We start from the raw sequence: 20968 nt of genomic DNA on the forward strand, positions 1-20968 counted from the left end.
GGCCCGAATCAGGCCATTCCGTGGGAAGGAAGGCAAATAAGCGGCTGAGGGCTGCCTATTTTGCCTCTTGTCCGGCCATCTCGCCGAAATAAGCGGCTGAGGGCCGCCTATTTCGCTCCTTCACCGCCCTCGCCCGCCGTCGCGATCGCGTCATCTCGCGCCACCCCCCTCCTGCCCCCGATCGTGATCGCGCGGATTCCGGCAACGGAGGCGATCGGGGGCGCAGCGAAATAAGCGTCCGCAGGCGGCTTAAGTGTGTCGAATCGTGTGATGGGCGAGGAATAAGCGGTCCAGCGCCGCTTAAATGGCCCGAATCAGGCCATTCTGTGGGGAGGAAGGCGAATAAGCGGCTGAGGGCTGCCTATTTTGCCTCTTGCCCGGCCCTCTCGCCGAAATAAGCGGCTGAGGGCCGCCTATTTCGCTCCTTCGCCCTCGCCTTCGCCTTCGCCTTCGCCCTCGCCCGCCGTCGCGATCGCGCCACATCGCCTTCGCCCTCGCGCCAATCTCCTCACCGCGTCGTCCCCAAACGCCGTCATCCTTAGGGCGGGATTGGGTAGAATGAACAAGGAAGGCGTGGCTGATAAGACGCAAAGATGTACGTATGGAACTTGTGTTTGAAAATCAGCGGTGTATAATATGGTCAAGAAAGGTCAAAGTCAAGAAAAGTGAAAGTCAAAAGGGCGGTGCTGCCGAAGGATGGGAGTTACAGCCAATGGGTAACAACATTTCCGATGTGATCGAACAGTACCTGAAGCGTATTTTGGAAGAGAGCGATCTCGACGTCATCGAAATCCAGCGCAGTGAGCTGGCCGAGTTGTTCCACTGTGTGCCTTCGCAGATTAATTATGTAATCAGTACGAGGTTCACGGTCGATCACGGTTACATCGTCGAGTCTAAGCGCGGTGGCGGTGGCTACATACGGATTCGGCGGTTAAAGCTGGATCGAGAACATGCGCTCTTGGAGTTGCTTCGGACGCTCGGTCCGGAAGTCAGCCAGGCGTCTGGCGAGGCTTTGATTGGACGCCTGTACAGGGAAAAGTGGGTGACGCGGCGAGAAGCGCTCATGCTGGAAAACATGTTGAGAAGAGAGGTTCTTACGGTCGACTTGCCGCTTCGGGATCAGTTGCGAGCGCGTCTCTTGTACTCAGCGATTCAAGTCCTTGCGGCTGCAGATCAGTAAGCCGGATCCGCGGAGGTGTCCACATGCTGTGTGAACGTTGTCATGAACGGCCAGCGACGGTTCACGTAACGAAAATTATCAACGGTGAGAAGACGGGCTATCACCTCTGTGAAGTGTGTGCCAAGGAGCAGGGCGAAGTGCTCAATCCGTTCGTCGCGGGCAACGCGTTTGATTTCAACAAGCTCCTGAGTGGGTTGTTGAACATGGAGTCGTCACCGGGATACGCAACGGTTCAATCCGTGCAGCTCAGATGTCCCTCCTGTGGGATGACATACAACCAATTCACGCAATTGGGCCGCTTTGGTTGCCCGGATTGTTACGACAGCTTTTCAAGCCGGTTGGAACCGCTTCTGCGGCGAATCCAAACGGGCACCAGCCACACGGGAAAGGTCCCTGTGAAATCGGGCGCGACCTTGCAGCAAAAGCGGCGGCTCGAGGCGCTTCGCAGGGAGTTGCAGCAGGCGGTGGCGAATGAGCAGTTTGAACGGGCCGCGGAGCTCCGTGACCAAATCAAATTACTCGAACAACAAGGAGATTGAGGAGGGTGCCTCATGTCACTGAGTGATTTCCTTCAACGGGCTATGAGTCGCTGGATGAAGGAAGGCGGCCCGGAGGACGACATCGTCTTGACAAGCCGTGTGCGTGTGGCGAGGAATCTTCAGGGATATCCGTTTCCGGTGCTGCAGACGGACAGCCACGCGCGCGAGGTGATTGAGTCGGTCGCTCGTGCGGTGGCGTCTCCGAGCATGGCTTCGCTGGGCAAATTCGAACTCGTGCGGTGTCAGGACTTGTCGGCCTTGGATCGACAGGTGTTTGTCGAAAAACATCTGATCAGTCCCGATCTCGCCCAGCAGGAGAAGCATGGCGCGATGGTGCTTCGCGACGACGAATTGGTGAGTATCATGATCAACGAAGAAGATCATCTACGTATCCAATGCATATATCCAGGGCTTCGCTTGGAGGATGCGTGGAAGACGGCGAGCGCGATCGACGATGCTTTGGAATCGCAGTTGACCTATGCGTATCACGATACCTATGGGTACTTGACGGCGTGTCCGACCAATGTGGGAACGGGGATTCGCGCTTCGGTCATGATGCACTTGCCTGGCCTGGTCTTGTCGGGCAGCATTAACCGTATGCTAACGGCGGTGTCCCAAGTTGGATTGGCTGTGCGTGGAATGTATGGCGAAGGATCGGAATCGTACGGCAACCTGTTTCAGGTATCAAACCAAATCACGCTCGGAGAGACTGAGGAAGAGATCACACAAAACCTGCGAAGCGTGGTTTATCAGTTGATCGAGCATGAGCGCAATGCCAGAAAGGCTTTGCTCGCCAGGAACAGAACGCAACTGGAGGATAGGGTAAGCAGGTCCTTTGGCATTCTCGCATATGCTCGTAGAATCGATACCAAAGAGACGATGGAGCGGTTGTCCGATGTGCGGCTCGGTATCGATTTAGGCATTATTCAAGGCGTGTCGGCCGGCATTTTGAAAGAATTGATGGTGACGACGCAGCCAGCGTTTCTTCAAAAGTATTCGAACCGGGAGCTGTCGGCGTCGGAACGCGATGTTCGACGGGCCGCGTTGATTCGAGAGCGTCTTCGCTTAGATGACATGGAGGTGCAAGGTTAATGTACGCACGATTTACGGAAAGAGCGCAGAAAGTTTTGGCTCTGGCTCAGGAAGAAGCGACTCGGCTGAATCATCCGGGCGTTGGTACCGAACACATCCTCTTGGGGCTGGTTCGGGAGGGTGAAGGAATCGCCGCTCGCGCCTTGCAGATGTTAGGCGTTCAGGCAGACAAGGTGCAACAGGAAGTGGAGCGCATCATCGGCAAGGGGCAAGGACAAGTCAGTGCGATGACGTACACGCCGCGCGCGAAGAAAGTCATTGAGCTGTCCATTGATGAAGCCCGTAAATTGAATCATACGTACGTTGGCACCGAACACATTCTGCTGGGGCTGATTCGCGAAGGCGAAGGCGTCGCGGCGCGCGTTCTGGCCAACATGAATGTCAGCCTCAACAAGGCGAGGCAACAGGTGCTTCAGTTGCTCGGTGGAGACGCCGCGGACTTGGCCAGCGACAAGGACAACGCGGCGGGCACACCGACACTGGATGGCCTCGCCCGCGACTTGACGCAGATGGCGCGCGACGGCAAGCTCGATCCCGTGATTGGCCGGGCCGGCGAGATCGAGCGTGTGATTCAGGTGTTGTCACGGCGCACCAAAAACAATCCGGTGCTGATCGGAGAACCGGGTGTCGGTAAAACCGCGATCGCCGAAGGACTCGCCCAGCGCATCATCCTCGGCGACATCCCCGAGACCTTGCGCAACAAGCGCGTGATGGTGCTCGATATGGGGACCGTCGTCGCTGGGACGAAATATCGCGGCGAGTTTGAAGATCGGCTGAAGAAGATCATGGATGAAATCCGCCAAGCGGGGAATATCATTCTGTTCATCGACGAGTTGCACACCTTGATCGGAGCTGGGGGTGCTGAAGGCGCCATCGACGCGTCCAACATCCTCAAGCCAGCGTTGGCCCGCGGCGAGCTGCAGTGCATCGGCGCGACCACGCTCGACGAATACCGCAAGCACATCGAAAAGGATGCCGCTTTGGAGCGGCGGTTCCAGCCGATCACGGTGGATCAGCCGACGCCGGAAGAGGCGCTCGAAATTTTGCGAGGCCTGCGGGATCGCTATGAAGCCCACCACCGCGTAAAGATTACCGATGAAGCGTTGGAAGCGGCGGTGAGAATGTCGGATCGCTACATCTCTGACCGCTTCCTGCCGGATAAGGCTATCGATCTCGTCGACGAAGCAGGCTCCAGGGTTCGCTTGCGGACGCACACGGCGCCGCCGAACCTGAAGGAACTGGAGCAGAAGCTGGAGAAGGTGCGCAGTGAGAAAGATTCCGCGGTGCAAAGCCAGGAGTTCGAACAGGCTGCCAATCTCCGGGATCAGGAACAGCGAATCAAGCAAGAGCTCGAAGAACTGAAGGAAAATTGGCAGAAGACGCAGCAACACGACGACGTCCGCGTCACGGTGGACGACATCGCGCACGTTGTCGCAGCTTGGACCGGTATTCCGGTGAAGCAGCTCGCACAGGAAGAGTCCGAACGGCTCTTGAATATGGAGAAGTTGCTGCATGATCGGGTGATCGGGCAGGACGAAGCGGTCGAAGCCGTATCCCGCGCCATTCGGCGCGCCCGCGCGGGGCTGAAGGATCCGAAACGGCCGATTGGCTCGTTCATCTTCCTCGGCCCAACCGGCGTTGGCAAGACCGAATTGGCGCGCGCGTTGGCTGAGGCGATTTTCGGTGACGAAGACGCGATGATCCGAATCGATATGTCCGAATTCATGGAACGCCATTCGACCTCCAGGCTGGTTGGCTCTCCTCCGGGGTACGTAGGGTACGACGAAGGTGGGCAATTGACGGAAAAAGTTCGCCGCAAGCCATACTCGGTCGTACTGTTGGATGAGGTCGAAAAGGCGCACCCGGAAGTGTTCAACATTCTCTTGCAGGTGCTCGACGATGGACGGTTGACGGACGGAAAAGGGCGCACAGTCGACTTCCGCAATACGGTCATTATCATGACGTCGAACGTGGGCGCCGAAGAGCTGCGAAAAGGCGGAAGCGTGGGCTTTAAGCCTGATTCCAGCAGCCGATACAACGATATGAAAGACAAAGTCATGCAGGATCTGAAGAAGACGTTCCGGCCGGAGTTCATCAACCGGATCGACGAAATCATCGTCTTCCATCCGCTTGACGAAGCGCAGATTGCGCAGATTGTCGAGCTGATGGTGAAGAACCTGCAGCGCCGACTGCAGGAGCAGGAGATCCAGTTCACGTTGACGGACGAAGCCAAGGCGTTCCTGGCGAAGGAAGGGTTCGATCCGCAATACGGCGCCCGGCCGCTGCAACGCGCGATCGTTCGCCATATCGAAGATCGGTTGTCCGAAGCGTTGCTTGCTGGCGAAATTAAGAAAGGCGACACGGTCGTCCTCGGACTCGATGGGGATCGCCTCCGCGTCGAAAAAGTCAACGCGCAAACACTTGGCGTATAACGGATACACGCGTGCGCCTTTAGGAGCATGCTGTCAACTCGAGATGTCTCCGCCCGGGGTCCGGGGGAGACATCTCGTTCTGTTTGCGATTGTGTGTGTGTCGAAGCGCCCTCGTGATAGACGAATCGCTGCATTCTTGTATGATGGTAATCAGTGTGTACGAAGGGCGGAGTGAGATTTGGCAAAGACGAAAACGCAATACGTGTGTCAGGCATGCGGGCACATCGAGGTGAAGTGGATGGGGCGGTGCCCCGGTTGCGGCGAATGGAACACGCTTGTCGAAGAGGTGTCCACCCCTGTGGATTCCAGGCGGACCGGCCATTCCGGAGTCCGGAGCGAACCGCTGCCGATTCATCAAATTCCTGCGCAGTCGGAGACGCGGATTCACACCGGGATCGAAGAGTGCGACTACGTGCTGGGCGGCGGTGTGGTGCCTGGATCACTGGTGCTCATCGGCGGCGATCCCGGCATTGGCAAGTCGACGCTCTTGCTTCAATTGTCCCAGGCCATCGCGTCACAAAACCGGCGTGTCTTGTATATTTCTGGAGAAGAAAGTGCGAGCCAAATTCGTCTCCGGGCAGAGCGGCTCGGCACGGTGCACAACAACCTGTACGTCATGGCGGAAACGGATCTCGATCTCGCCGTCGAGTCCGCAGCCTCGGTCGAGCCGGATTTTCTGATCGTCGATTCGATTCAAACGGTCTTTCGGCCGAGTTTGACCTCTGCGCCTGGAAGCGTTGCCCAGGTGAGGGAGTGCACCAGTGTTCTGCTGCGGTTTGCGAAGTCGCGAAACATCGCCACATTTATCGTGGGGCACGTGACGAAAGACGGGGCTCTTGCCGGTCCACGCATGTTGGAGCACATGGTTGACGCAGTATTATACTTCGAAGGCGAAAGACATCATATGTATAGAGTACTGCGCGCGGTGAAGAACCGTTTTGGTTCAACCAACGAATTGGCCGTGTTCGAAATGGGCGACGAAGGGCTCCGTGAAGTTTCCAATCCATCGCTTTTGTTCCTGTCCGAACGACAGTTGGTCGTACCTGGATCCGCGGTGGTTGCGGCGATGGAAGGACGGCGGCCTCTGCTGCTTGAAGTCCAGGCGCTCGTCGCGCCTACCAGCTTTGGAACGCCGCGGCGGACGACCACAGGGGCCGACTATCAACGGGTCAATATGATTTTGGCCGTGTTGGAGCGAAGACTGGGATTGCAGGTCGGCGCATCCGACGCTTATGTCAACGTCGCCGGAGGCGTGCGGGTCGATGAGCCGGCGGTCGATCTCGGGATCGCGATGGCACTTGTGTCGAGCCATCGGGATCGCCCGCTGGCACGGGGCGACATGTTCGTTGGTGAAGTTGGATTAACTGGAGAGGTTCGCGCGGTGACGCGTCTGTCCGAACGGTTGCGGGAGGCGAAGAAGCTGGGATTCGCACGGTGTTTTGTCCCGGCTGCGCAAACGGTCGCGGAAACCATCGCCGGATTGGAGGTCGTCTCTGTCCAGTCCGTGCAGGACGCGATACAAAAGGCCTTTTAGAGGGTGACACGGGATGAGAGAGGATTCGCGGCGCGACATCGCGATCAACAAAATTCTGCGAATGGTAGCCCCAGGAACGGTGCTTCGTGAGGGCATAGAAAACATACTGCGGGCCAAGAGCGGCGGACTGATTGTCATCGGAGCCTCGGAAACGGTGCTGTCCATGATGGACGGCGGCTTCTCGATTCAGTGTGAGTTGACGCCGTCCCACTTGTACGAATTGGCCAAGATGGACGGCGCCATCATCGTCAGTGAAGACGCGCGGCGCGTACTGTACGCCAATACGAATCTGAATCCGGATCACACCATTCCCACCTCTGAAACAGGTACTCGGCATCGGACGGCAGAGCGAGTGGCCCGTCAGAGCGGACATCTGGTGGTTTGCATTTCGCAGCGACGCAATGTCATCACACTCTACCAGGGTACGTTCAAATACGTACTGCGCGACATTTCGGTCATTTTGACGAAGGCCAACCAAGCGCTTCAAACGTTGGAAAAGTACAAGGTCGTCCTTGAGCAGGAACTGACCGACTTAAGCGCTTTGGAATTTGAAGAGGCTGTGACCTTGGACGAAGTGACCACGGTCCTACAACGTTTTGAGACGGTGCTTCGTGTCACGTCGGAAATTCGGCGGTACATCATCGAGCTAGGCACGGAGGGGCGTCTCGTGAGCATGCAGCTTGACGAATTGGTCAGCAACCTGGACGAACAAGCCTACTTGCTGGTCAAGGATTTTTTGGCGCCTGAATCTTCGGCTGCCGCGCACCAAATCCTGTCGCAAATTCACGATATGTCATCAGACGAACTGCTCGATGGGCATCTCGTTGCGCGGGCCTTAGGCTATCGAACGAGTGGAAATCTGTTGGAAGAGGTCGTACCATCAAGAGGATACAGGGTCTTGCACAAGATCAGCCGACTGCCACAACCTGTGATCGAGAATCTTGTGGAGCATTTTGGTGTCCTGTCGAAGATCCTGAACGCCAGTGTGCTTGATCTGGACGAAGTCGAGGGCGTTGGCCCGATCCGCTCGCAAATGATTCGAACTGGGCTCGATAGAATCCAGGAGCAAGTCCTGATTGAGCGTCAGTTTTAAACGTGGTTCCTAATGGTAATGAGGAGGCGGCATCTTTGTTGATACGATCGATCCCGAGCGCGTTGACATTACTGAATCTCGGCCTCGGGTTGATAGCTAGCTTGCTGACTTTGCACGGACGCGTCAGCGAGGCGGCGTTATTTGTCGTTGTCGGCATGGTCCTGGATGGGTTGGATGGTCGAATCGCTCGACTGCTTCACGCGGAGAGCGAGTTTGGCAAACAGTTGGATTCACTCGCGGACATCGTGACATTTGGAGCGGCGCCAGCGCTCATCGTCTATCAAATGGAGCTCAAACAACTCGGCGTCATTGGAGATCTCCTGACTCTATGGTTTCCCATGTGCGGCGCCATCCGCCTGGCCAGATTTCACATGCAGACGAAATCGACGCATTTCTTCGTTGGCTTGCCCATTACCGCGGCTGGCGGCGTATTGGCGACCTTGACGCTGATGAAGCCCGTGCTTCATCCAGCATCGTTGATTCTCTCGGCAGCCGCATTCGTCCTTTCCATGTTGATGATCAGCCGCGTTCGTTACCCTAACTTCAAGCGCGTGGCGTTTCCGCGAGCGTTGCTCGTACTTGTTCCTATGTCAATTGGATTGGTATTTGTGTTGATTCACTATGTGTTGATTCGGCCCGATTGGTTGATCTTTGGGATCTTGGGTCTTTACGCGTGTTATGGTCTGATTCGATCCATTCGGTATCGAGTGATTAAATTTCGTCGAGGACGTGCCGTCTCATCTGAGATCTTGCGAAGATCCGAGGACTGAGGCGAGCTGTCTCAGGCTTTTTGACGCCTTCCCGAGGGAATGCTACACTGAAGTCATTACCCCATTTGAGACTGCCAAACGTGCAAATTTATCCAGGATACCGTTTTTACTCAATTTATCCCAGCTTCGTGTGATTAGAACAGGATCTATCGGGTGCATACTATTTGACAGGAGGTGACGCTAGATATGATGAAAAAAGTTGTCCATCTGTTTTTTACGGTTTTGGGGGTAGTACTGGGGTATCAATTTTGTCCGGACTTATTCATACGCGTCTTTCATATGAACAATCAAGATGTTTTGACTTCGAATTGGTTTGGCGCAGCGCTGGGTGGGGCAGTTTTTCTCATAGCGACCATGTCAGTGGCCGGGTACGTGTCTGCGTTGTTGAGGTGGTTGGAGGAGCGGTTGAAGAGCGCGCCGCTGGCGGATATCCTCGGCGGTACCATCGGCATGGTCATCGGCCTTGTCGTCGCGTATCTCTTCTCACCAGAGATTCGTTCCATTCCGATTGTCGGCATCGCGGTACAGTTCTTTGTGGCGGTCTTTTTCGCTTATCTCGGCCTCCGAATCGGATTCACCAAGCGTGAAGATTTGCTCAATTTATTTTCGGGCCGGTTGTCCGCGAAGGAACGGGCGGAAAAAGAGCGCGACAAACGTCCCGCCATGCGGCCTGGCGAAGCCAAACTACTGGATACTTCCGTCATCATCGACGGCCGCATCGCCGACTTGGTCGAGACGGGTTTTTTGGATGGTACGCTTGTCATCGCGTCGTTTGTGCTGGAGGAGTTGCAACACATTGCCGACTCGTCCGATGTGCTTAAGCGCAACCGCGGCCGCCGGGGGCTCGATGTGCTGAATCGCATTCAAAAGGAACTGAAGGCGGTCGTCCAAATTGTCGAGATAGACTTCGACGACATTCAAGAGGTAGACTCGAAGTTGGTTCGTCTGGCGAAGCAGATGAATGGCAAGGTGATGACCAACGACTTCAACCTGAACAAGGTTTGCGAGTTGCAGGGTGTCCCAGTATTAAATATCAACGATTTGGCGAATGCGCTCAAACCGGTTGTTCTCCCCGGTGAGGAACTGCACGTGCAGGTCATCAAGGATGGCAAGGAGTACAATCAGGGTGTCGCGTATTTGGATGACGGTACGATGATCGTGATCGAGGGCGGCCGCGAATACATCGGCGGACGTCTCATTGTTCAGGTGACGAGTGTGCTCCAAACGTCTGCCGGTCGAATGATTTTTGCGAAGCCGAAGATGTTGGAGAAGGCTCTGTAATCCGGAGTTGCTTGCCGGAGGTCCGCGTGCGTCTGCGAAACCGCGGCTAGCTGAACTATCAACATGCGTCGATAGAAATCAACCGAGGAATAGGTCGAGCGAGGCGGACTTATTCCTCGCTTTTGCTTGGAGGTCGACATGGTGCGTTTTGCGATTGTGGTTGCGGCGGGGCAGGGCCGCCGAATGGGCTTCAAGAAACAATTTCTCAATCTGGCCGGCAAGTCCATGTGGCTTCGTTCCACGGAGGCGATGCTTTGCTCTGGCGTCAGCCACGTGATTGTCGTCGCATCCGAAGAAGATTGGCCTCGCATGGAGTCGGAGATTTCAACATTGGACAACCCTGCCCGGGTGCGGCTCACACGGGGCGGAGCGACTCGCCACGATTCGGTTGTGGCAGGGATGCAGGTGGTTCGCGGGCTGCTGGAGGCGATGGCGCTTCCGCCGAGCGAGGCCTTGGTGGCCGTTCACGACGCGGCGCGTCCTTTTGTGTCGATCGCAGACGTGGATCAAGTGTTTGAACAGGCGGCGGTACACGGCGGAGCGCTCCTCGGCCGCTATTCCCGAGATACTGTCAAATGGGTCCAGGATGACCGGGTGGATCGGACGATCCCGCGCGAACGGGTTTTCCTGGCGGAGACCCCGCAAGTCGTGCGCGGCGACTTCATTGAACAAGCGTACTTTGCGCAAGAGGTCTCGGACTCTCCGACGGACGACAGCGCCATTTTGGAATCGCTGGGCGTAAAAGTGGCTTGCGTTGAGTCGACGGGCTACAATGGGAAGGTCACGACGCCAAGCGACTTGGACTACGCGCAATGGCTATCCATCAGACTGTGGGGGAACGTCGAAGCATGAGAATTGGCATTGGTTACGATGTTCATCAAATCGATGAAAGCCGCCCGCTGGTATTGGGCGGCGTCCAAATAGAGGCTCCCTTCGGACTGCTCGGACATTCGGACGCGGATGTGATCCTTCACGCGGTCATGGACGCGATGCTTGGCGCACTCGCGTTAGGCGACATCGGTGTACATTTTCCGCCGTCCGATGATCGGTTCAAGGACGCGGACAGTATGAAACTTCTTGAACACGTGGTTCGACTTGTGGCCCAAGAAGGTTATCAATTGGGCAATCTAGATGTGATGGTGCTTGCGGAAGCGCCCAAATTGCTGCCGCACGTCATGGCGATGCGGACCAATATCGCTTCGGTGTGTCATGTCGATATTGGACAAGTATCCATCAAAGCGACTACGAACGAGAAACTTGGATTTATTGGCCGCAAAGAGGGGATCGCCGCACAGGCGGTCGCATTGCTCGTTCAAGCGGATAAGGAATAAGGGAGGCGTCGTTGTGTCGGTACGAGTTCGGTTTGCACCTAGTCCGACCGGTCATTTACATATTGGAAGCGTTCGAACAGCGCTGTTTAACTATCTTTTCGCGCGCAGGCACGGCGGAACGTACATTCTGCGGTTGGAGGACACGGACGTCAACCGTAACGTCGAAGGGGCGGAACTGCAGTTTCTCGACGGATTTCGGTGGCTCGGGATCCTGTGGGATGAGGGCTTGGATGTAGGAGGGCCGCATGCGCCGTATCGTTGCATGGAGCGTTTGCCACTGTATAAATCGTATACGGAGAGAATGCTGGAATCCGGGCTGGCGTACCCTTGCTTCTGTACGGACGACGAGCTGGTGGCACAACGGGAACTCGCGGAACAGGAAGGCCGTGTGCCGCGCTACAGCGGAAAGTGTTACAACTTGTCCAAGGAAGAACGCCAGGCCAAGATCGACGCAGGTATACCGTACAGCATCCGCTTTCATGTGGAGCCGGGCAAGCGCATCGAGATCGAGGACATCATTCGCGGCCAAGTGACGTTTCAGACCGATGACATCGGCGATTTCGTAATCGTAAAGTCGAATGGCATTCCAACCTACAACTTTCAGGTAGTCATAGACGACGTGGAGATGGAGATCACCCACGTGATTCGGGCTGAAGAGCATCTGTCCAATACACCGCGGCAGGTTCTCGTCTATGAAGCGCTCGGCAAGCCGGTGCCGGCGTTTGCGCACTTGCCAATCGTGCTGGATGAACATCGGAAGAAGCTCAGCAAGCGCGATCCGAACGTGCTGCCTATCGCCGCGTATGAAAAATTGGGCTATGTCCCTCAGGCCATTATCAACTTCCTCGCGTTGCTGGGATGGTCTCCGGGCGGCGAAGAGGAACTGTTTTCGATGGAGGAATTGTGCGCCAAGTTCGATCTGGATCGGGTGTCCAAGTCTGGCGCCGTCTTCGACGTGGAGAAGCTCAACTGGATGGCGAACCAGTACTTTAAGGCTCTGCCGTTGTCAGATGCGGCTCTGATGGTTTCGAAGCAAATGGAACAGGAGGGCCTCAGGGTACCGCCCGAGGCTCCTGAAGGGTGGCTGGAAAACGTCGTGTCGCTGTTCCAAGATGGTATGACATGCGCGCACGATTTCATCCATCTCGCGCAAACGTTCTTCCAGACGCATATTGAATGGGAAGAGGAAGCTCGGATATTGCTCAGGGACGAGTCTGCCCGCGCTGTCGTCGAAGCTTACTTGCATAGGAGCAGGCAAGCCGCGGAGTGGACAGCGGATGCGAGTCGCGCTCGTTTCAAAGAAATCCAGGCGGAACTCGGTGTCAAGGGCAAGCAGTTGTTTATGCCTGTCCGAGCCGCGGTCACCGGACAGGTTCACGGTCCGGATCTGCAGAAGACCATCTGGCTGCTCGGGCGAGATGTCGTCGTAGAGCGGCTTTCCGACGCACTTTCCTCCACGTTGTAACCGTGCTCGGGCAATAGAAAGGGAGAGTTCAGTTGAGTATCGTACTTTACAACAGTATGACAGGTGAAAAAGAACCCTTGCAGACGCTCGAGGCGGGAAAGGTCAAATTTTACGCGTGCGGTCCGACCGTTTACCACTATTTCCACCTCGGCAATGCGCGGATGTTTGTCACCTTTGACACGATTCGAAGATACCTGCAATACCGTGGGTACGAGGTATTCTTCGTTCAGAATTTTACGGATGTGGACGATCGCATCATCGCGCGCGCCCGCGAGTTGGGCATATCACCGCGCGAACTGGCGAACCAGAACATCAAGGATTACTTCGAGGACGCGGGAAAGCTGTTTATTCTCCCGGCGACAGTTCATCCCCGGGTCACGGAATGCATTCCTGAGATCATTCGATTTATACAAGATTTGATTGAACAAGGTCATGCGTACGAGCGCAACGGCAGTGTGTATTTTGACACGTCTTCATACCCTGCGTACGGAAAGCTGTCGCACCAGTCGCCTGAAGACATGCGCGCCGGTTTCCGAATCGATGTGCAGGACGAGAAAGACGATCCTGCCGATTTTGCGTTGTGGAAGGCGACGAAACCGGGTGAAGAATTCTGGGAGAGTCCATGGGGCAAGGGACGTCCCGGATGGCATATCGAATGTTCGGTGATGAACCTGCTCTATCTGGGTGAGCAGATCGATATCCACGCTGGCGGCCGAGATCTGATTTTTCCGCACCACGAAAATGAAATTGCCCAGAGCGAAGCGCATTCTGGCAAGACGTTTGCGCGCTATTGGCTTCATAATGGGACGCTGAACATCAACGGAGAGAAAATGTCGAAGTCCACTGGCAATTTCATCATGACGCGGGATTTGTTGCAGCGGCGAGACGCGCGAAGCATCCGCTTCTTCTTGCTCAGTGCGCAGTATCGGCATCCCCTGAACTACACGGAAGAGGCCTTGGCTCAGGCTGAGCAGGGGTTGCAGCGGATCGACCGGCTGATTTTGAACTTGGATCACAAGATTGCCTCGCTCGAAAGCCGTGTTGATGTCGTTCCGGAGGTTGCGGGTGTGCCGTCGACCGAGGCTGTTTCCCTGTGCGGCGAGATCCGGCAGTCATTTATTGAAGCGATGGACGACGACTTCAATACGGCTGACGGCATCTCGGCGATATTCGAAGGCGTTCGCGCCATCAATTCACGACTGGACGATCCGGTGCTGACCATTGCCGACCTGCGGGAGTACCGGCAGGTGATTGTCGAGTTGCTCGGCGTGATCGGCATCCCTGAAGCGGAGCGGACCGATCTCGAGGCTGAAGTCGCCGCCTTGATTGAGGAACGAAACGCGGCGCGCGCCGCCCGCAACTTCGCCCGAGCGGACGAGATTCGCGACGCCTTGAAGGAGCGCGGCATTGTGCTGGAAGATACGCCGCAAGGCACACGATGGAGTTTCGAAGCATGAATCAGACGTGGCGTGCGAACGAGTTGTCTCCACTTGGCTTGGCGTTTGTCGGCGACGCGGTGTGGGAAACCTACGCGCGCAACCACTGTCTCAATCTTGGCGTGAGAAAGCCAAATGAGCTTCACAAGCGGTGTACGCGCTATGTCAGCGCCAAAGCGCAGGCGGACGTACTGGCGCGGCTTCAGGATGTGCTGACCGAGACGGAACTGGACGTCGTTCGGCGGGGGCGAAACACCAAGTCCGCGCACGTGCGGCGCAATGTCGACGTCATTGTCTACAGGCACAGTACCGGGTTCGAAGCGCTGATTGGCTACCTGCACGGCACAGGGCAGAACGAGCGGCTCGAGGAAATCGCCAATTTGGCCTTGCGCATCCTGGACGATTCGCAGTAACGGCTTGGTGGGGGTTCGGATTGAGGGCGATCCATCGAGGAAGGAGTGACAGTATGCAACGATCACGCGGAGCGAATCGTTCTCCGAAACTGCAGGAAACAGATTTGCAGGACACGTCTGTTCTGAAAGGCCGACACCCTGTTGCAACTGCGCTGACGGAGGGACGCCCAATCAACAAAGTGCTGATTGCGGAAGGGGCCGAATTGCAGCACATTGTCGCGCGCGCCAAGGAGCGGGGCGTACTCGTTCAATTCGTTCCCAGATCGCGTCTCGACACGATTGCGGGCGATCACCACCAGGGCGTCGTCGCCTACGTCGCACCCTACGCATATGTCGATCTCGACGACGTGATCGGCCGCGAGACGGGGCATGCTCCGCTGGTCGTCGTCGTCGACGGCGTGACCGATCCGCACAATCTCGGCGCCATCATTCGAACGGCGGAAGCTGCAGGCGCCCAGGGGGTCGTGATTGGCAAACACCGGGCCAGTCCGCTCACCGAGATCGTTGCCAAGGCGTCGGCGGGGGCGTTGGAGTATTTGCCGGTCGCGCGGGTGTCAAACATCACGCAGGCTCTGGTAACGATGAAGGAGGCGGGGTATTGGGTCGTCGGTACGGATGTCGGCGCGCCGCAGACGTTGACGGGTGTCGATTACACAGGACCGACGGTATTGGTGATTGGTTCGGAGGGGCAAGGTGTCCATCGACTCGTCCGCGAGCACTGTGACTTCCTGGTGTCGATTCCGATCCTCGGCCGTGTCCAGAGTCTTAACGCGTCGGTCGCGGCGGGGGTCATGCTGTATGAAGTCGTCCGCCAAAGAACGTAAGTGGAAGGGCCAACGGTGCCTCATTGTCGATGGCTACAACGTGATCGCCAAGAAGGCTGGCGCTCCGTTGTCGAAGATTCCGGACCTCGAAGAGGCGCGGCGCGAACTGGAAGACGAGCTGGCGGAGTACCGCGCGGTCTACGATGAGCATGTCGTCGTTGTGTACGACGCGCACTTGCGAGAAGGGGTCGGCGTACTCGAAGAGCGATCCAAAATTCAAATCGTCTTCACGGACTCCGGCGAAACTGCGGATGCCCGGATCGAGCGGTTGGTCTACGACTTGCGGGACAACTTCCGAAACATTACGGTCGCGACCTCGGACGCGGCGGAACAGCAGGTGTCCTTTGGCGGCGGCGCCTTGCGCATCTCCGCGGCCGAGTTGTTGGTGCGGCTCGGCGCGATGCAGGAATACGTAGCCAGGCAGACCAATCGCCAAAATACGAAATCTCGCAGCACACTGGCGGACAGTCTGAAGGGCGACGTCATAAAGGCCCTCGAGAAGTGGCGCAGAAATTAGCTTTTTATGCAAAACTATGATTGATTATAGTAGATTACATAATGTATAATGGCGACAACCACGAGGCTCGGGGTGATAGAGTTTGTCGATACAGCCGACACAGTTGGACGCCGCAATGACGAGTTATGAAGACCAAGCCGACGAAGAACTGGTGGAAGCCGTTCGCGAAGGTGACACCGATGCGCTCGAGTACCTGATTCAGAAGTACCGAAACTTTGTCCGTGCCAAGGCGCGTTCTTACTTTTTGATTGGCGCCGATAGGGAAGACATCGTACAAGAAGGCATGATTGGCCTCTACAAATCGATCCGGGATTTTCGGGGCGACAAGTTATCCTCTTTCAAGGCGTTTGCCGAACTCTGCATCACGCGTCAAATTATCACCGCTATCAAAACTGCCACGAGGCAGAAGCATATCCCGTTAAATTCATATGTGTCCTTGGACAAGCCCATCTATGATGAAGATTCGGATCGAACTTTGCTCGACGTGATCTGCACGGTTCGGGCGTCGGATCCTGAAGAACTGGTGATAAATCAGGAAGAGTTTGACGATATTGAAGGTAAGATGTCGGAACTGCTGAGCGATCTCGAGCGAAAGGTTCTCATGTTGTACCTCGATGGTCGATCGTACCAGGAAATCGCCGTCGACCTGGCGCGGCACGTGAAGTCCATCGATAACGCTTTGCAGCGTGTCAAACGCAAATTGGAGAAGTACTTGACGTTCCGGAATGTAATATGCTAATGTGATGCAGGTATGTGAGTCCCCGGTTTCGGGGGTTCTTCTATTTTGTGTCGCTATTTGGTTTGCGGTATGCTGGGGAGGTGCCTAGGATGCGTGAAGTCATTACGCTCGCTTGCACAGATTGCAAGCAACGCAATTACACCAGTATGAAAAACAAGAAGAACGACCCTGAGCGGGTTGAACTGAAGAAGTATTGCCCGACGTGCAATTCACACACGACGCACCGTGAGACCCGCTGACGCAACGCGGCAATCGAAGGAGATATCCGAAAATGGCAGAACCTAACGATTCGTTGGCCAATGTAAAGGAACAAAGTCGTTCCGGATTCGTTGCCTTTTTCGCGGAGTCGTTTCGCGAAATGCGCCGTGTCAAATGGCCGAAACGCCACGACGTAATCCTGTACACGGGGGCCGCACTCGTGGTTTGTGCCATTCTGGGTGTGATGATTTGGGGATTTGACATCGGCGTGGCGAAGGTCTTTTCGCTCGTCGGCGTAGATTAAGGACGTCTTGGAGGTGTCCGGGCTCAGGCCTAACCTGATGGAAAACCTCGAAAAAAACTGGTATGTCATCCATACGTACTCGGGTTACGAAAACAAAGTGAAAAGTAACTTGGAGAGTCGTGTTCAGACGATGGGGATGGAAGACCGCATTTTCACCATCTTGGTTCCGACCGAAGACGAGTTGGAAGTCAAGAATGGCAAGAAGCGGGTCGTCCAGCGCAAGACGTTCCCTGGCTACGTGCTCGTGGAGATGGTGATGACTGACGACTCTTGGTATGTTGTGCGCAACACGCCGGGGGTAACAGGCTTCGTTGGATCGACTGGCGCTGGATCGAAGCCGGTGCCGCTCATGCCACATGAAGTTCAATCCATTCTTCGTACGATGGGTGTCAATGAACCGCGTCAAACGGTTGTGTATGATGTGGGTGAGGTTGTACGCATGGTTGAAGGGCCGTTTGCGGACATGGTGGGAACTGTGGAAGAGGTTCACCCGGAGCAGCAGAAACTCAAGGTGCTTGTTTCCATGTTTGGCCGCGAAACACCGCTTGAAGTCGATTACGGTCAAGTGGAACGGCTCTCTTAACGAAGGCAGTGGAGTGACGCGTGTTCGAGGCTCGTCCGAATGCGGCTGGTCTGAACCGTGCGTTCACTTTCTGTGGCCCGGCAGCAGCTGGGTCGATAGATGAGCAACAAGTGGGAGGGCATCGGCCCGAAATACCACATTCTGAACGAAGGAGGTGGCTGTGTTGCCGAAAAAAGTTATCAAGGTTGTGAAATTGCAAATTCCAGCCGGAAAAGCAACACCTGCGCCGCCGGTAGGTCCAGCGCTTGGTCAAGCGCAAGTTGGTAACATCATGGGGTTCTGTAAAGAGTTCAACGCACGTACTGCCGACCAGGTTGGCCTGATTATTCCGGTTGTGCTGTACGTTTACGAAGATCGTTCGTATACGTTTGACCTCAAGACTCCGCCAGCTGCTGTCCTGCTGAAGAAGGCCGCAGGCATCGAGTCCGGTTCGGCAGAGCCGAATCGCAACAAGGTTGCGACTTTGTCGCGTGCGAAAGTACGCGAAATCGCGGAACAGAAGATGCCTGATTTGAACGCATCGTCGATTGAATCGGCCATGCGGATGGTGGAAGGCACTGCTCGCAGCATGGGCATTACCATCACTGAGTAACTGGTGGGGACGTTCGTGGGAGGTTCTCAAACCGCAGACCACATGGAGGTGAAACGATATGGCTAAACAGAGCAAGCGTATAGCAGAGTTGAGCAAGCTGGTTGACCGGGAAAAGCTGTACGACGTCGACGAAGCGTTCAACTTGGTTAAGCAGACCGCGAAGGCGAAGTTCGACGAAACCGTCGAAGTGGCCGTTCGTTTGGGTGTTGATCCGAAGAAACAAGACCAACAAGTTCGCGGTGCGGTTGTTTTGCCGCACGGAACAGGTAAGACTGCGCGGGTCCTCGTCTTTGCAAAAGGCGACAAGGCGAAGGAAGCGGCCGATGCCGGAGCGGACTATGTTGGCGAAGAAGATTTGATTCAAAAGGTTTCGCAGGGCTGGTTCGACTTTGATGTTGTTGTGGCGACTCCGGATATGATGGCTGCTGTCAGTCGTCTCGGACGTATTCTTGGTCCGCGCGGCTTGATGCCAAACCCGAAGACGGGTACAGTGACATTCGAAATTGCGCGTGCCGTGAACGAAATCAAGGCTGGTAAGATCGAGTACCGCCTCGATAAAGCTGGCATCATTCACTGCCCGATTGGCAAGGCTTCGTTTGAAGTTGAGCAATTGGCTGGGAACTTCCGCACATTGGTCGACGCGTTGCAGAAAGCAAAGCCGTCCGGTGCGAAGGGCGTTTACGTGCGTGGCATTACTGTCACCTCGACGATGGGGCCTGGCATTCGAGTCAATCCCCAACGCGTATCGGTCGCTGAATAAGTTGCCGAAACACAATCGAATCGCGAACCGTAGACAGCAGGTCTCGGCTTAAGCCGGGTGAAATGTTTGCAGCCTGCCGAGGTGAGCTTTGGAAACCCTGATGGGTAACTGAGCGCCTCGTCATGTCGAGGCGCTTTTCGTTTTGAATTGAAGGAGGTGGACTGGTTGGCAGTTCGCGTTGAGAAAGAGCAATTGGTGAAGAGCATCGCGGAGCGTTTGGAGCGAAGCAAGAGCGTGGTCTTGGCTGATTATCGCGGTTTGAACGTGGCTGAAGACACCGAGTTGCGCAGTCGCTTGCGTGAGGCTGGCGTCGAGTATGCGGTTCTCAAAAATACGATGACCAGTCGTGCGGCGGCACAGGTCAACATGTCTGGCTTGGATGAGTTCTTGTCTGGACCGACGGCTGTGGCTTTCGGCTATGAGGATGCGGTTGCCGCTGCGAAGGTGCTCCACGATTTTGCGAAAGAGCACAAGGCTTTGGAATTAAAGGGCGGGATCGTGGAAGGTCGTATCGTTTCCGCTGAAGAATTGGCCGAGATTGCGAAGCTGCCGTCGCGTGAAGGTTTGTTGTCCATGTTGTTGAGCGTATTGCAAGCGCCTATGCGCAATTTCGCATACGTGGTTTCGCAAGTGGCTGAACAAAAGGGCGACGGTGCAGCAGCGCCTGCACCAGCGGCGGAAGCAGCTTCCGATGAAGCTGTCTCGCCTGCGGACGCAGCGCCTGCAGAGGCTCCGGCTGAAGAATAATCACGAATATTTCTGGGCGGCCGCGGCCCCCAATACCTTGAGGAGGTTATTTCATTGACGACGACTGAAATCTTGGAAGCCGTAAAAAATATGACGGTTCTCGAATTGAACGAATTGGTAAAGGCGATTGAAGAAGAGTTTGGTGTAACCGCAGCAGCGCCGGTGGCGTTCGCGGGTGGAGCGGCAGGTGCTGGCGACGGCGCAGCTGCTGAGCAAACCGAATTTGATGTCATTCTTGCAAACGCTGGTGGTTCGAAGATTGGCGTCATCAAGGTTGTGCGTGAAATCACGGGTCTTGGCCTGAAGGAAGCGAAGGACTTGGTTGACAACGCTCCGAAGCCAATCAAGGAGAAGGTTGCGAAGGAAGAAGCGGAGTCCATCAAGGCGAAGCTTGAAGAGGCTGGCGCGTCCGTCGAAATTAAGTAAGCGAATCGCTGTTGGAGGGTACCCCGTTGTGGGGTGCCCTTCTTGTTGTCCAGGCCCTTTTGCCGGAGGTGCTCAATCGTGACGGAACACTATTACACCAGTCAGCCGTCCGTGACCAGTGACGAACGGGTTATTTCGGTGGCGGTTCGCGGCGTTGAAACCACGCTCGTTACGGACAGGGGCGTGTTTTCCAAAGGGAGCCTCGACGATGCGACGAGGCGGCTGATTGAACAAGTCGATCTCTCTCATGGTGAGACTGCCTTGGATCTGGGCACGGGATATGGCGTTGTTGCAGCGGTGCTTGGGCGGGTATTCCCGAACATCGCTTGGACGTTGATCGACATCAACGAACGGGCTGTCAGTTTGGCTGTGCGAAATACCGCGTACCTTGGGCCGAGAGTGAAAGCGATGGTCTCGGACGGCGTGCCTACGAGTTTGGACGACTCGTTCGATCACGTTCTACTGAATCCACCCATTCGCGCAGGCAAGCAGGTGGTCTATCGCCTATACGACGACGCTTGGCGAGCGCTCAGGCGGCATGGGAGTCTCTGGGTGGTGCTGCAGAAGAAACACGGAGCGCCCTCGACGGAGGCGCGATTGGCTGAAACGTTTGAGGACGTGCAAACGGTATATAAAAAATCAGGTTATTTTATCTTTCGTGCAAATAAAGGTTGATCTGGCACCGTGCATGTGATAACCTTATTCAATGCAT

General features: G+C 55.8%; 24 protein-coding genes and 1 other annotated feature. All 24 genes read left to right on the top strand.

The annotated features are described in order from the left end of the window. The first annotated feature begins 712 nt into the window (after window positions 1-712). The 24 genes from AAC01S_RS07385 to AAC01S_RS07500 all read left to right on the top strand — a co-directional run bounded on the left by AAC01S_RS07385 (window position 713) and on the right by AAC01S_RS07500 (window position 20931). Window positions 713-1180: a CtsR family transcriptional regulator gene (locus AAC01S_RS07385; protein WP_067621051.1), complete on the top strand. Its 468-nt coding sequence runs from the start codon at window positions 713-715 to the stop codon at window positions 1178-1180. A gap of 23 nt (window positions 1181-1203) precedes the next feature. Further along, window positions 1204-1719, top strand: coding sequence for a protein-arginine kinase activator protein McsA (mcsA, locus tag AAC01S_RS07390; protein WP_067621053.1), 516 nt, complete (start codon window positions 1204-1206; stop codon window positions 1717-1719). Window positions 1720-1731: 12 nt separating this feature from the next. Then, entirely contained in the window at window positions 1732-2811 is a 1080-nt protein-coding gene (gene mcsB, locus AAC01S_RS07395) for a protein arginine kinase (protein WP_067621055.1), read from the top strand. Then, entirely contained in the window at window positions 2811-5243 is a 2433-nt protein-coding gene (locus AAC01S_RS07400) for an ATP-dependent Clp protease ATP-binding subunit (RefSeq protein WP_067621057.1), read from the top strand. Before mcsB ends, AAC01S_RS07400 begins: the two co-directional genes overlap by 1 nt. A gap of 178 nt (window positions 5244-5421) precedes the next feature. Next, on the top strand, window positions 5422-6777 hold the full coding sequence (radA, locus tag AAC01S_RS07405; RefSeq protein ID WP_067621058.1) for a DNA repair protein RadA: 1356 nt from the start codon (window positions 5422-5424) through the stop codon (window positions 6775-6777). A 13-nt stretch (window positions 6778-6790) separates the two neighbouring features. Then, window positions 6791-7870, top strand: a complete 1080-nt coding sequence (gene disA, locus AAC01S_RS07410) for a DNA integrity scanning diadenylate cyclase DisA (protein ID WP_067621059.1) — start codon at window positions 6791-6793, stop codon at window positions 7868-7870. Between the two features lie 35 nt (window positions 7871-7905). Next, window positions 7906-8640, top strand: coding sequence for a CDP-diacylglycerol--serine O-phosphatidyltransferase (gene pssA, locus AAC01S_RS07415; protein ID WP_067621060.1), 735 nt, complete (start codon window positions 7906-7908; stop codon window positions 8638-8640). A 186-nt stretch (window positions 8641-8826) separates the two neighbouring features. After that, window positions 8827-9921, top strand: a complete 1095-nt coding sequence (locus AAC01S_RS07420; protein WP_067621061.1) for a PIN/TRAM domain-containing protein — start codon at window positions 8827-8829, stop codon at window positions 9919-9921. 141 nt (window positions 9922-10062) lie between these two features. Next, complete coding sequence (locus tag AAC01S_RS07425; RefSeq protein WP_157071093.1) at window positions 10063-10773, top strand: IspD/TarI family cytidylyltransferase; 711 nt, start codon at window positions 10063-10065, stop codon at window positions 10771-10773. Then, entirely contained in the window at window positions 10770-11252 is a 483-nt protein-coding gene (gene ispF, locus AAC01S_RS07430; RefSeq protein ID WP_067621063.1) for a 2-C-methyl-D-erythritol 2,4-cyclodiphosphate synthase, read from the top strand. Before AAC01S_RS07425 ends, ispF begins: the two co-directional genes overlap by 4 nt. 13 nt (window positions 11253-11265) lie before the next feature. Then, the gene (gene gltX, locus AAC01S_RS07435) at window positions 11266-12717 is read left to right on the top strand and encodes a glutamate--tRNA ligase (RefSeq protein WP_067621064.1); all 1452 of its coding nucleotides are present in this window, start codon (window positions 11266-11268) and stop codon (window positions 12715-12717) included. A 56-nt stretch (window positions 12718-12773) separates the two neighbouring features. Continuing rightward, entirely contained in the window at window positions 12774-14174 is a 1401-nt protein-coding gene (cysS, locus tag AAC01S_RS07440) for a cysteine--tRNA ligase (RefSeq protein ID WP_174520834.1), read from the top strand. Further along, entirely contained in the window at window positions 14171-14566 is a 396-nt protein-coding gene (locus tag AAC01S_RS07445) for a Mini-ribonuclease 3 (protein ID WP_067621066.1), read from the top strand. The genes cysS and AAC01S_RS07445 overlap by 4 nt, the downstream gene beginning before the upstream one ends. 53 nt (window positions 14567-14619) lie before the next feature. Further along, complete coding sequence (rlmB, locus tag AAC01S_RS07450; RefSeq protein ID WP_083511606.1) at window positions 14620-15390, top strand: 23S rRNA (guanosine(2251)-2'-O)-methyltransferase RlmB; 771 nt, start codon at window positions 14620-14622, stop codon at window positions 15388-15390. Then, window positions 15365-15907, top strand: coding sequence for an NYN domain-containing protein (locus AAC01S_RS07455; RefSeq protein WP_067621067.1), 543 nt, complete (start codon window positions 15365-15367; stop codon window positions 15905-15907). Before rlmB ends, AAC01S_RS07455 begins: the two co-directional genes overlap by 26 nt. Window positions 15908-16022: 115 nt before the next feature. Continuing rightward, the gene (gene sigH, locus AAC01S_RS07460) at window positions 16023-16646 is read left to right on the top strand and encodes an RNA polymerase sporulation sigma factor SigH (protein WP_083511616.1); all 624 of its coding nucleotides are present in this window, start codon (window positions 16023-16025) and stop codon (window positions 16644-16646) included. An 89-nt stretch (window positions 16647-16735) separates the two neighbouring features. Then, the gene (gene rpmG, locus AAC01S_RS07465; protein ID WP_067621069.1) at window positions 16736-16885 is read left to right on the top strand and encodes a 50S ribosomal protein L33; all 150 of its coding nucleotides are present in this window, start codon (window positions 16736-16738) and stop codon (window positions 16883-16885) included. Window positions 16886-16917: 32 nt separating this feature from the next. After that, entirely contained in the window at window positions 16918-17148 is a 231-nt protein-coding gene (gene secE / locus AAC01S_RS07470; protein WP_067621070.1) for a preprotein translocase subunit SecE, read from the top strand. A 37-nt stretch (window positions 17149-17185) separates the two neighbouring features. Then, on the top strand, window positions 17186-17731 hold the full coding sequence (nusG, locus tag AAC01S_RS07475; protein ID WP_067621071.1) for a transcription termination/antitermination protein NusG: 546 nt from the start codon (window positions 17186-17188) through the stop codon (window positions 17729-17731). Between the two features lie 163 nt (window positions 17732-17894). Continuing rightward, on the top strand, window positions 17895-18323 hold the full coding sequence (gene rplK / locus AAC01S_RS07480; protein WP_067621072.1) for a 50S ribosomal protein L11: 429 nt from the start codon (window positions 17895-17897) through the stop codon (window positions 18321-18323). A 58-nt stretch (window positions 18324-18381) separates the two neighbouring features. Beyond that, window positions 18382-19083, top strand: a complete 702-nt coding sequence (rplA, locus tag AAC01S_RS07485) for a 50S ribosomal protein L1 (protein ID WP_067621073.1) — start codon at window positions 18382-18384, stop codon at window positions 19081-19083. 9 nt (window positions 19084-19092) lie between these two features. Further along, window positions 19093-19232: a sequence feature (ribosomal protein L10 leader region), on the top strand. A gap of 7 nt (window positions 19233-19239) precedes the next feature. Next, window positions 19240-19830 carry a 50S ribosomal protein L10 gene (gene rplJ, locus AAC01S_RS07490; protein WP_370670817.1) on the top strand — a complete coding sequence of 197 codons (591 nt, stop codon included), beginning with the start codon at window positions 19240-19242 and terminating at the stop codon, window positions 19828-19830. 54 nt (window positions 19831-19884) lie between these two features. After that, on the top strand, window positions 19885-20256 hold the full coding sequence (gene rplL / locus AAC01S_RS07495) for a 50S ribosomal protein L7/L12 (protein WP_067621074.1): 372 nt from the start codon (window positions 19885-19887) through the stop codon (window positions 20254-20256). Window positions 20257-20334: 78 nt separating this feature from the next. Next, window positions 20335-20931, top strand: a complete 597-nt coding sequence (locus AAC01S_RS07500) for a class I SAM-dependent methyltransferase (RefSeq protein ID WP_083511609.1) — start codon at window positions 20335-20337, stop codon at window positions 20929-20931. Window positions 20932-20968: the final 37 nt, after the last annotated feature.

Origin of the sequence: Alicyclobacillus acidiphilus NBRC 100859, assembly GCF_001544355.1 — a bacterium.
Taxonomy (GTDB): Bacteria; Bacillota; Bacilli; order Alicyclobacillales; family Alicyclobacillaceae; genus Alicyclobacillus; species Alicyclobacillus acidiphilus.